Source organism: Mesorhizobium norvegicum (assembly GCF_004919685.1).
In the GTDB taxonomy this organism is placed as follows: Bacteria; Pseudomonadota; Alphaproteobacteria; order Rhizobiales; family Rhizobiaceae; genus Mesorhizobium; species Mesorhizobium norvegicum.
In genome coordinates, this window is the sequence record NZ_SMYZ01000011.1 from 35,072 (window position 1) to 47,404 (window position 12,333).

Below are 12,333 nucleotides of genomic sequence, written 5' to 3' on the forward strand. Positions count from 1 at the left end.
CCGGGGGGCTTAGGCATGTCGAGGAGAGCTTCTTGAAAGGAATTATCCTTGCTGGAGGCAGTGGAACGCGTCTTTATCCGCTAACATTAGCAATCTCTAAGCAGATTCTGCCGATATACGACAAGCCGATGATCTATTATCCGCTGAGCGTTTTGATGCTCGCGGGTATCCGCGAGATTCTGGTCATTTCAACGCCGCGTGATCTGCCGGTTTTTCGCGATCTGCTTGGTGATGGATCGGAGTTCGGACTTGACCTGTCCTATGCCGAGCAACCGCAACCCAACGGGCTTGCGGAGGCCTTTATCATCGGCCGGGATTTCATCGGCAAGGACAGTGTGTCGATGATCCTCGGCGACAACATCTATTTCGGCGATGGGCTGTCGCAGCTTTGCCGCGACGCGGCCTCGCGCGAAAAGGGCGCTTCGGTGTTCGCCTATCATGTCGAGGATCCCGAGCGTTATGGTGTCGTATCCTTCGACAAGGCCACCGGAACCGCGCTAACGATCGAAGAAAAGCCGAAAAAGCCGAAATCCAACTGGGCTGTCACCGGTCTCTATTTTTATGACAACGACGTCGTCGATATCGCCCCCGCCATCCGGCCCTCGGCGCGCGGCGAGCTCGAGATTACGGCGGTCAACAACGTCTACCTCGAACGTGGCCAACTGCATGTGCATCGGTTGGGGCGCGGCTATGCCTGGCTCGACACCGGCACGCATGACAGTTTGCATGAGGCCTCCTCATTCGTGCGCACCATCGAGCATCGCCAGGGCATCAAGGTCGCCTGTCCGGAAGAGATCGCCTTTGAACAGGGTTGGCTGACGGTGGACCAGGTTCTGCGTCGCGCCGACCGCCTGGGCAAGAATGAGTATGCCGCCTATCTGCGCCGGCGTGTCGTCGATCTGTCGGAGGGCTAGGTGCTGGAAGTCAGGTCCCTTGGCATCGATGGCGTGCTGGAAATCGTTCCGAAACGACATGGCGACGCGCGTGGGTTTTTCGTGGAAACCTACAATGCCGAGCGCTTTGCGCAGGCCGGCATAGACTTGCTTTTCGTGCAGGACAATCATTCCTACTCCGCGGTGGCAGGTGTCTTGCGAGGGCTTCACTACCAACTTGCGCCACGGGCCCAGGACAAGTTGTTGCGCGTCATTCGTGGCAGCATTCTCGACGTTGCGGTCGACATTCGCCGCAGTTCGAAGACCTTCGGAAAATGGGTCGCTCTCGAAGTGTCGGCCGAAAAGGCCAACCAGATTCTGGTGCCGAAAGGCTTTGCACACGGCTTCGTGACGCTCGTGCCCGACACCGAGGTCCTGTATAAGGTCACCGACACCTATTCGCAGGGGCATGACCGGTCGATCCGCTTCGACGATCCCGCCATCGGTATCGAATGGCCGTCATTGACCGGCGGGTTCCAGCTTTCTGACAAGGACCTGAAGGCGCCGCTGCTGGCCGCCGCCGAGGTGTTTGCCTGATGGATTGCATGAGGACAGGGGCATGAATTTTCTGGTGACGGGCGGTGCTGGCTTCATCGGCTCGGCGGTGTGCCGGCATCTGTGCGCCAACCCGGCCTATCGGGTGACCAATCTCGACAAGCTCACCTATGCGGGCAATCTGGCCTCGCTGCGGCCGATCGAGAATGCGCACAACTACCGCTTTGCTCATGCCGATATCTGCGACGAGAGGGCTGTACTCGATATCCTCCACCGGGACGATATCGACATCGTCATGAACCTTGCCGCCGAGAGCCATGTCGACCGCTCGATCGACGGGCCAGGCACGTTTATCGAGACCAACATCGTCGGCACCTACAAGATCCTCAATTCCGCGCTGGAATATTGGCGCGGCCTGCCCGAGGACAGGAAGAGCCGCTTCCGCTTCCATCATGTCTCGACCGATGAGGTTTTCGGCGATCTTCCCTTCGATGGCGGCATGTTCGTCGAGGAAACGCCCTACGCGCCGTCTTCGCCCTATTCCGCCTCGAAAGCGGCCTCGGACCATCTGGTGCGGGCCTGGCACGAAACCTATGGCCTGCCGGTTGTGCTTTCCAACTGCTCGAACAATTACGGACCCTATCACTTTCCCGAAAAGCTCATCCCGCTGGTTATCCTCAATGCGCTCGATGAAAAGCCGCTGCCGGTCTATGGCGCCGGCGCCAACGTGCGCGACTGGCTGTTCGTCGAGGATCACGCACGCGCGCTGGAACTGGTTGCCACCAAAGGCACGCCAGGCGAAAGCTACAATGTCGGCGGCAATTCGGAGCGGACAAACCTGGGCGTCGTCGAGACGATCTGCGATCTGCTCGACATCAGGCGGCCGCGGGCAGGCGGCAAGAGCCATCGCGAGCTGATCTCTTTCGTCACCGACCGGCCTGGCCATGACCGCCGCTATGCCATCGATGCATCGAAGATCAGCCGGGACCTGGGATGGGCGCCCAATGAGAATTTCGACAGTGGCCTAGCCAAGACCGTCGACTGGTTTCTCGACAACAAATGGTGGTGGGGGCCAATCCGCGAACAGCGCTATTCCGGTGAACGGTTGGGCGAAGCACGCAAGGGGGTAGCGTGAGGCTCGTTGTCACCGGACGCGAGGGCCAGGTCGCGGCAAGCCTTCTGGAGGCCGGCCAGGGGCCTGCCGGCGTTGAGGTCATCGCCATTGGCCGTCCGGAACTTGACCTGGCAAAACCCGACACAGTGATCGACGCAATCGTGGCCGCGAAGCCGGACATCGTCGTATCGGCTGCCGCCTACACGGCGGTGGATCAGGCCGAGGATGAGCCCGATCTAGCATTTGCGGTGAACGCCGTCGGTGCCGGCAAGGTGGCGGAAGCAGCAAGGCGGCTTGGCGTTCCCGTCATCCATCTGTCGACCGACTATGTCTTCGACGGCAGCGCTCCCGGCGCCTATGTCGAGACCGACGCAACCGCACCGTGCAGCGTCTACGGCGCCTCCAAACTTGCCGGCGAGCAGGCGGTTGCATCAGCCAATCCGCGCCATCTGATCCTGCGCACGGCATGGGTCTACAGTCCGTTCGGCCGGAATTTCGTCAAGACCATGCTGAAGCTTGCCGCCGACCGCGACGAGATCGCGGTGGTGGCCGATCAATGGGGAAATCCCACCTCAGCGCTTGATATCGCCGATGCCATCCTGCATGCGGCCGCACAGCTGCATGACAACAAGGGCTCCGGCGCATCCGGCATTTATCATCTTGCCGGAACCGGCGAGGTCAACTGGAGCGGCTTTGCCTGTCATATCCTGGACACAAGCCGCATGTTTGGTGGTCCTTGGGCGCGGGTACGGGGCATTGCTACCGTCGGTTACCCGACCAAGGCGCGGCGCCCTGCCAATTCGCGGCTTTCGAGCGCGAAATTCGCCTCCGTCTTCGGCTGGACTGCGCCGGACTGGAGACTTTCCGCGGAAGCGGTGGTGCGCCGGCTTCTCATCGGTGGGACGAAACAGGTATTGACCGCATGAGCAAGCATCCGTCACCCGAAAACATGCGCGATGCGAAACCTGGCTCGCAGGTTGTTGACGATGCGCCGCCGAAAAAGCGGGCGCGGGCGAAAATCGCACCGCCTGGAGAACACGACGTTTCACTGCGTGATCTTTACAATGCGAATGTCGGCAAGGTGTCGGACAAATGGTCAATCTATCTCAGCGCATATGACCGAATTTTTTCAGAATATCGGAACAAGCCGGTTCGAATTCTGGAAATTGGAGTACAGAACGGCGGTTCGCTGGAAATCTGGCGGCGATATTTTGCCAACGCGGAGCTTGTTCTCGGCTGTGATATCAATTTAGCCTGCGGTAATTTGATTTTCGACGATGAGAAGATCACCGTTGTCGTCGGTGATGCCAATACGGATGAGGTTGAACGAAGTATTGCTGCAAGATCCGATAAATTCGATATTATAATTGACGACGGATCACATAGTTCATCGGATATAATACGGTCATTCGCTCGTTATTTCCCTCATCTTTCCGAAGGGGGGGTATACATAGCCGAGGATTTACATTGCAGCTACTGGCGGGAATTTGACGGGGGGCTCTACGATCCTCTCTCCTCCATGTCATTCTTCAAGCGCCTGCTCGACGTGGTCAACCATGAGCATTGGGGACTGGACCGTCCTCGATCCGATGCTTTGGTCACTTTTGCCAATGAGTATGAGATCGCATTCGAGGAAGCTTCTCTCGCGTCGGTCCATTCCATTGAGTTTTTGAATTCGCTCTGCGTTGTGACGAAGCGATCGACCCAGGAAAATGTCCTGGGACCTCGCAGCGTGCACGGCAAGGTTGCGCTCGCTGAGGAGAGCGTGGTTCCCCTCGACGGCACCGAGAGCAAAGCGGCCGATCAAACCGGAAACCCATGGTCGTTGAAGTCGATGACGATGGAAGAGGAGATTCCAACCAACAGAGAGCTGATAAAACTCCATGGAATGCGCATCGAGGCCTTCTCCAGCGAGATAATCGAAATACGCGAGCAAGTCCGGGCCAACGAGGACGAGATCGTCCGGACAAGGGCACAGGTTATCGCGAAAGACGAAGAGATTGTGCGGATAAGGACGCAGTTTGCCGCTGGAGCCGAAGAGGTCGCGCGGACACGTGCACAGGCCATCGCGATGGGCCAAGAGATCCAGGCCTTGCAAGAAGAACTTTCGATAGCACACACGGCGAAGAGCGCGCTGCTTGCGGACCGCGAGAATGCGCGCTCTGAGGAAACCCGGCTGCATCGTGTTCTCGATGACGTTTACGCCAGCACTTCCTGGCGACTGACCGGACCTTTGCGCGGCACCAGGAACCGCGTCCGCGCCATCGGCAAAACGCCCATGACCGCTCGCCGCCTGTTGGCTCGCGGCGCTTACGCTTGCTGGCACAATCTGCCGCTGCCTATCGACGTCAAGCGAAAGATGAAGAGAGCGGTGTTTTCGACTTTCCCTTCGCTGTTTGGCGTTACGAATGCCTACCGCGCCTGGAGAAACTTGGAGGCGCCCGACGCGCCCGTTGGCGACAACGAGATGGTCTTGCGCGGGGCGCTGATCAGTTCCGGTCCGATCTTTGCGCCCGAACCGGTCTATGTGCCGCTTCTCGAGGCGCCGCCGCTGCTCCAGAAGCCGGTGCGCGTCATCGCGTTCTACCTGCCGCAATTCCACACGATCCCTGAAAATGATGAATGGTGGGGGCAGGGCTTCACCGAATGGACCAATGTAAGGCCCGCCAAGCCGCAATTTGTCGGTCACCATCAGCCGCATGTGCCGGATGCACTCGGCTACTACGACTTGCGCGATACCGCCGTGCAGCACCGCCAGATCGAACTGGCAAGGCTCTATGGCGTGGAAGGCTTCTGCTTCTATTTTTATTGGTTCGCGGGCAAGCGGCTCTTGGAAACGCCGCTCGAGAACTGGCTCGAGGACAAGAGCCTCGACATGCCGTTCTGCGTCTGCTGGGCCAACGAGAACTGGTCGCGCCGTTGGGACGGGATGGACCAGGAGATACTCATCGCCCAGGGCCATTCCCCCCAGGACGATCTCGCCTTCATCGCCGAGGTCGCGCCTTATCTTCGCGACCCTCGCTACATCCGCGTCGACGGCAAGCCGCTGCTGCTCGTCTATCGCCCAAGCCTGTTGCCGGCGGCAGCCGAGACAGCGCGGCGCTGGCGGACCTGGTGCCGGGAGAACGGTATTGGCGAGATTTTCCTAGCCTACACCCAATCCTTCGAAACTGTGCCGCCCGACCGCTACGGGTTCGATGCCGCTGTGGAATTTCCGCCCAACAATTCCGCGCCGCCAAATGTCACGCATACAGTGACGCCGCTGCACGAGGATTTTGTCACGACCGTCTATGACTGGTCGGTTTTTCCGCAACGTAGCGAGACCTATCCACCCCGCAAATACAAGCTCTTCCGTTCGGTTTGCCCTGGCTGGGACAATACGGCACGCCGCAAGCGCGGCGGCACCGTTTTCATCAACAATACCCCTGCGCTCTACCGCAGATGGCTGGACAACGCGATCGAAGACACTCTGGCCCATGTCAGCGAGCCATCCGAGCGGCTGGTTTTCGTCAATGCCTGGAACGAGTGGGCGGAAGGCGCCCATCTGGAGCCCGATAGCGCAAACGGCCACGCCTACCTGCAAGCGACCCGCGACGCTTTGGAGGCGGCCAACAGGAAATGCAAATCCCGGATCGTAGTCGTTTCCCACGACGCCCATCCGCATGGGGCGCAACTGCTGGCGCTGAATTTGACCAAGGGATTCAAGCAGCTTGGTTTTGAGCCCGATCTCATTGTGCTGGGTGACGGGCCGCTGCTTGGCCGTTTCGCCCGCGCCGCGACCGTGCACAGGATCAACTTGCCTGAGCAAGGCGATGCCGACGTGTTGAAACGCTTGGCCGCCATCAGAAACAACGGCGCCGAAGTGGCCGTCGTGAACACCACCGTATCCGGCAAGCTCGTCCCGCTTTTGAAGCGGGCGGGGTTCCGCACCGTTTGCCTCGTCCACGAACTGCCCGGAATATTGGCGTCCTATGGTCTTGCTGACGCAGCCGCAGCCATTGTTGAGAGCGCTGACACGGTCGTTTTCCCAGCCGAGATCGTCAAAGCCGGATTCGAAGAGTTTGTTGGCCAACCGGTCAGCCAGTCGGTAGTCAGGCCGCAAGGACTCTATCTGCGTACGCCCTACCAAGCCGATGATCGCCAACGGGTCCGCGAGGTGGTCCGCGCGAAATTGCAGCTCTCGACCAACGCCAGCATCATCCTGTGCGCGGGCTATGCCGATCATCGCAAGGGCCTCGATCTTTTCGTTGATGCTTGCCTCAAGGTTATGGCATCCAGGCCGGATGCGGTTGCAGTCTGGGTCGGCCATGTCGATACTGTCTTTCACGCCAAGCAAATGCGACGGGTGAAGGAAGCGGGACTGGAGGGTTGCTTCGTCTTTGTCGGATTGGTGGAAAATCCGCAGGAATACTATTTCGCCGCGGATATCTACGCCTTGACCTCGCGTGAGGATCCGTTCCCCTCGGTGGTGCTTGAGGCGCTGGATGCCACAGTGCCGGTCGTTGCCTTCGAAGGCGCTGGCGGCTTCCAGGATCTGCTGAAGCGTGATTGCGGAATCCTTGTGCCAGCCTTCGACACCGATGAGATGGCCAAGGCTATCACCAATTTGCTCGACAATCCGGGCGAAGCCCGGCGTCTCGCCGGCGTCGGCCGCGATATTGTCCGCCAGGAATTCAGCTTCAACCATTATCTGCATGACTTGCTGATTTACGCCGAAAGGCCGTCGCCGCGGGTGTCGGTCATCGTGCCGAACTACAACTACGCCCGATACCTGGGCGCGCGCCTGAGCTCGATCGTCGATCAGACGACAAGGCCCTACGAGTTGATCGTGCTTGACGATGCTTCGACCGACGAAAGTGTCGAAGTCATTGAGCAGTTTCTGGCCGGTTGCGACATCCCGTGCAGGTTGGTCGTGAACGCCGAAAATTCGGGCTCGGTATTCCGCCAGTGGATGCGTGGGGTCGAAATGGCGAGCGGCGATTATGTATGGATCGCGGAAGCAGACGACCTTGCTGATCCCGGATTTCTGGCCGAGCTTTTGCCCGCCTTCGAGAGCAAGGAAGTGGTGATGAGCTATTGCCAGTCGCGCCAGATAGACGGCACCGGCCGCGTTCTGTCCGAGCACTATCTCGACTATGTGGCCGATATCGACCGGTCCCGTTGGACGAAGCCCTACATCGTGGACGGCCGCCAGGAAATCGCCGAGGCGCTCTACCTCAAGAACACCATTCCAAACGTCAGTGGCGTTTTGTTTCGAAGGGAGGCGCTGCGTGAGACACTCAGCCGGAGTCTCGACGAAATCGCATCCTACCGGAATGCGGGCGACTGGGTCACCTATCTGCGATTGCTGGAGAAAGGTGGCATCGCGTTTCATCCTCGCGCGCTCAATTCGCACCGCCGGCACCAATCAAGCGTCACGATAGGGAATTTCGACGCCAGGCATCTGCAGGAGATCGCGCGGGTGCAATCCGAAACGATCGCCCGTTTCGACCTGGGAGTGGCGGCCCGAGCTTCGGCAAGCGCATATGCCCAACGCCTCTACGAGCAGTTCGGCCTCGCGACGGGCGACAAGCCACGCTTCGAGAGGAATAGTCCTCGGTGATAGGGCTGAGGGTTGCGGTGCCTTTCGACTCGTTCTCCGGCCCGCGACGTTAGAGCCGGTGTCGCTCGCATATATCGCTGGCGGCGGAACCAAAATCCAACCGTGCGAACTCGCGACAGCGAGCCAAGGCTGGCCTAACGCCAGGGGCTTCCTGTATTGGCCGGAACACCTAAGAGAAGCCGCGTTACGGATTGTCTGCCGAGCGCTGGAACATGCGGGCAGCCCTCTGTGCAAACGATTTGACCGCTCTTGCGAACTTGGCGCTGACCTTTACGCCTGTGGTGTATGGCGCGCCACGCGCCGGTCGGGGCTCAAGAAGGAACGTCTCTTGGAAGCCGGGGCGAAAATGCGGGCGATAGTGGGGCAATGTCTGACGCATCTGCTTTATACAAATCGCGACGTTTTCTGGCGTCAGTGGATATTCTCCCGGCTCGCCTTTGATGGTCCGCAGAGTTTCGACAATGGCGCGGTGTTGATCAGCGGAAGGATTGGCAGTGTTCAAAAGCCGGAGCGCTTCGACCAGTGGATATGGCAGTGATTCATTGCCGCCAGCCAGGCTGTAGTCGAAGCCATCGCCTGAGACGCCGATCGTAGCGAGAAAATCGGAAAAGATTGAACCGCCTACCCACTGGGCGCGATCGTACGGGGCCAGCGTGAGATTGGGTACTTTCAGCCAACGCCGGAGGATATCGATCTGAGATGGGTCGTAGGCGAACGGCCTTTCATTTAAGGGCCGCGTCCAGTGCCTGTCGTAGTGTCTGACCACCTCGTTAAAGGCCGAAATGATGATATCGCTGGGATGGCGGATGTAGGCAATTGTGCGAACGTCGTGGCCCTCGAGCAACGACAGAAACAGATCAAGATCGATGTTGTGGTCACACAGCATTTCCGAGCTTATCAGTAGCGTCCGTTCCCCTGCCTCCTCCAGCGTCTTTGCAAGTCGGTCGGGACCGTGGTCCTCTGAATCGGGCAGGAACGCTGCAACCAACGGATTGTGGTTCGGCCAGGCGGTGCTGGTCGGTTTGTAAAAGACACCACGGTCCGAGAGCAGTGCGGCGTTCCGGTGCAGAAACCACTGCAACGCACTCGTCCCCGTCTTGTGGACGCCGATATGGAGAATGACCCGCATGGCTCGGTAAACCGCGATTCCATCATCGCGGCAACCCCATTCACTAAAAATCCGGCTGCATCAGCACCGACACTTGGAACGGGTCGAGTACCGATCGATCATGTCCTACGATTTTCCAACCGTCTCCACCCAAAAAATCTATCTCGCAAGAGATGTCGCCGTATGTTTCACCTTCGACGCCACCATGAGGAAGATAGGCAAATCCATTAAGGCGGTGGTTCGACTGCATTTTCGCGGCGATGGAAGTCTTTCGCATTCCATCGATGAACGGCCAGAATTCGATAGGCCGAATGGTGGCCACGAACAAACCGCCAGGCTTAATGTGTTTACGAACTGCAGCGAGGCAGACCTTCGCGGTTGAAGGCGCAAGATGTGTGAAGACCGAGAAGGCGAAGATCAAATCGAATTTTTGATCATCGACTGGTAGATCAGAAGGCATCCGCTCCGATAGAGCGAACTTACCAGGCAATCTTGCCTCTCGACACAGATTGAGAGACTTGTCCCAGGCGTCAACACCCCATATGCGCGATGGATCGCTGTAGTAATACATCATGCGCAAGATACGCCCGTAACCACACCCGAAGTCGAGGATATCAGCGCCTGCCAGCGGCTTTTTTGCATGCCGGGTAAAGTTGTTTTCGAGTTGGCGGGCAAACGATACTGTCTGCCGATACAGGTCGAGGCCAGATGCTCCGGTCCAGGTCTGCTGCACGTCGTCGCTGGCCATGGCGGGCAGGAGGCGTGACAAACCGGGATAGTCCTTGTTCGGCAAGGAAATCATAAAGAGGCCGAAGTCGTCCAGGCTCATTTGGCGCAGGAAAACGAGCGCCTCCTCTGTGGTGCATCCATCAGCAGCTGCACGTTCCGCAGCTTTCAAGTGTGGGAGGGTTATGGAAAACATGTGAATATTCTTGCTCTTTCTGCCAGTCTCTGAGGTCGCGTTGCCACGCAGCACGCGTCGGATTGCAGTCAATCGATCAATAACCAAACGAATCACGATAGAATATTAGGCCGTCGGCCAAACAGTTCACAGTTTCAAAACCTGGACTAATCCACTCAATCGGCTGTCACCCTGTTTTAAAACCCGACACTGCGCCGCCAACTTGCCACGGTTGACATTGCCAGCGTACATTTAGGGCGACGGTTTTCAAGTCCTGACGATCCCAATCCCTATATTTCTGCTCGCATCCCCGTTCCGAGCGGTGAGCAGGCACGTCTTCGCAGCGCGCGCTCAGAAACGCCGCCCATTCCAGCCGATTTTGTCAGCGACGGCTATTGGCCAGAGTAAAAATAGGCCAAGTGTGTGGGCACTTATTGACAGGAGACAAAGCACGCCGGTATTGCAAAAAACGGGTAACCCAGCGAGATACAATTGAAGCAAATAGTTCGGGCCGAAATCGAAGGGCTGCGCGCGGTAGCGGTCCTACCGGTGATCTTGTTTCATTTCGGTGTCAGCTGGCTGCCAGGCGGATTTCTAGGCGTCGACGTCTTCTTCGTCATTTCCGGTTTTCTGATCACCAGGAACATCCTGCGAGACCAGGAAAGCGGGCGCTTTTCATACCGCCAATTCTATGAGCGCCGTTTTCTTCGGCTGTTTCCCGCCTTGGCCACGACTATCCTTTTGACGGTTGCGATCAGTTTCCTGTGCCTGCCTCCGGACGAAGTTCTCGATCTTGCTCAGTCCTCATTTGCCGCGGTCTTCGCAGTCTCCAACATCTACTTTTGGAGCAAGGTCGGGTATTTCGATATAGCTGCCCATCTTAAGCCTCTTCTGCATACGTGGTCCCTTGGGGTCGAGGAGCAATTCTATCTGGTCTGGCCGGTAACGCTGGTCACCGCATTGCGGTTTGTCGGGGTGAAAGGCGCTGCTTGGATCGTTTGTGTTCTCGGGGTTACGGCACTGATATCCTCGCAGGTCGCGCTCGGGATTAGCCCGAGCACTGCATTCTACTGGATGCCGTTTCGAATTTTCGAGTTTGCGTTCGGGATTCTGATCGCGATTCCGTGGCACGCCAAGCGGCTGTCGGGACCATTGGCAAACATGGTTGGTTGGTTCGGTTTCGTGTCTGTCATAGGGTCGATGCTGATCTTGCGAGACTCAACACCAATGCCGTCTGTGTGGTCTCTCTTCGCCTGCGCTGGCGCAGCTGCGGTCATCTATGTCGGAAACGTCAAATCGGTTGCACCGGTACTGTCGAACAGGGTTATGTCCTTCATAGGGCAGATATCCTACAGCCTCTATCTAGTTCATTGGCCCATCGCTGTTTTCATGCCTCTGGATACCTGGCTCGACAAGTTGATAGCGCTTGCCGTCTGCTTTGCCGCGGCAATTGCACAATTCTACTGCGTTGAACGCCCACTACGGAGGAGCGGCCGATCGATCGAACTGACAAGAGCTCCAGTGGCGGCTGGCATCGCAGTCTCGATAATAGGTGCCACGTTTCTAACCTCAGGCTATGCTCTTTACAGCGACGGCTTGAGGTTCAGGCTTCCCGAGGAATTTAGCGACATCCAATCTGCGGTCGCTATGTGGACAGAGCGTGGCCCGACTACTCGAGTAGGCACATGTTTTATCCTCCCCTCCCAAACGTTCGGAGACTTTGACAAAAAGGAATGCACCAGCCTTGAACCGGGCTCGAAGAACGTCCTGGTTGTCGGCGATAGCATTGCGGCCGATAATTATTCTGTGCTCAAACAGGCTTATCCAAATGTCCATTTTTTGGAAGCAACGTCTGGATCGTGCTCCCCAACCGACATCCCCAAGACCGATGCGAATTGCGCTAACCTATTGCGGTTCGTTTTCGACGATCTTGTTCCCAAGGGAGGGTTGGAGGCAGTGGTGCTATCGGCGGCGTGGCAGCCGCACGACTTTAACGACGGCCTTCAAAAATCGCTTGATGTGCTCGCTGGAAAGGTTGGACGGGTAATTCTGCTGGGCGCGCCAGTCCGATTTTCGAAGTCTGCCCCTGACCTCATATTCGAGTCACGAGCCATCACAATCGCGGACGCCGAAAAATTTGCGTATTCCCATCGCCTTTTCCTAGAGCGGGATGATTTGAGG

8 protein-coding genes are annotated in these 12,333 nt (G+C 57.9%); 6 read left to right on the forward strand and 2 right to left on the reverse strand.

Annotated features, from left to right (window positions below):
* Positions 1–32: 32 nt before the first annotated feature.
* The 5 genes from rfbA to FCU66_RS04605 are packed head-to-tail and all read left to right on the forward strand — an operon-like array spanning position 33 to position 8,143.
* Positions 33–914, forward strand: coding sequence for a glucose-1-phosphate thymidylyltransferase RfbA (gene rfbA / locus FCU66_RS04585; protein ID WP_136621041.1), 882 nt, complete (start codon positions 33–35; stop codon positions 912–914).
* Entirely contained in the window at positions 915–1,469 is a 555-nt protein-coding gene (gene rfbC / locus FCU66_RS04590) for a dTDP-4-dehydrorhamnose 3,5-epimerase (protein ID WP_136621040.1), read from the forward strand. It begins immediately after the preceding gene.
* A gap of 22 nt (positions 1,470–1,491) precedes the next feature.
* Entirely contained in the window at positions 1,492–2,562 is a 1,071-nt protein-coding gene (gene rfbB / locus FCU66_RS04595; protein WP_136621039.1) for a dTDP-glucose 4,6-dehydratase, read from the forward strand.
* Positions 2,559–3,467, forward strand: coding sequence for a dTDP-4-dehydrorhamnose reductase (rfbD, locus tag FCU66_RS04600; RefSeq protein WP_136621038.1), 909 nt, complete (start codon positions 2,559–2,561; stop codon positions 3,465–3,467). Before rfbB ends, rfbD begins: the two co-directional genes overlap by 4 nt.
* On the forward strand, positions 3,464–8,143 hold the full coding sequence (locus FCU66_RS04605) for a glycoside hydrolase family 99-like domain-containing protein (RefSeq protein ID WP_136621037.1): 4,680 nt from the start codon (positions 3,464–3,466) through the stop codon (positions 8,141–8,143). Before rfbD ends, FCU66_RS04605 begins: the two co-directional genes overlap by 4 nt.
* Before the next feature lie 184 nt (positions 8,144–8,327).
* Here the strand turns inward: FCU66_RS04605 and FCU66_RS04610 are convergent, their stop codons facing one another.
* Positions 8,328–9,272 (reverse strand): hypothetical protein, encoded by a 945-nt coding sequence (locus FCU66_RS04610; RefSeq protein ID WP_136621036.1) that lies wholly within the window; start codon positions 9,270–9,272, stop codon positions 8,328–8,330.
* A gap of 43 nt (positions 9,273–9,315) precedes the next feature.
* Positions 9,316–10,173 (reverse strand): class I SAM-dependent methyltransferase, encoded by an 858-nt coding sequence (locus FCU66_RS04615; protein ID WP_136621035.1) that lies wholly within the window; start codon positions 10,171–10,173, stop codon positions 9,316–9,318.
* Positions 10,174–10,644: 471 nt separating this feature from the next.
* Between FCU66_RS04615 and FCU66_RS04620 the strand changes: the two genes are divergently transcribed.
* The coding region (locus FCU66_RS04620) for an acyltransferase family protein (protein ID WP_136621034.1) at positions 10,645–12,333 on the forward strand (1,689 nt) is incomplete at its 3' end.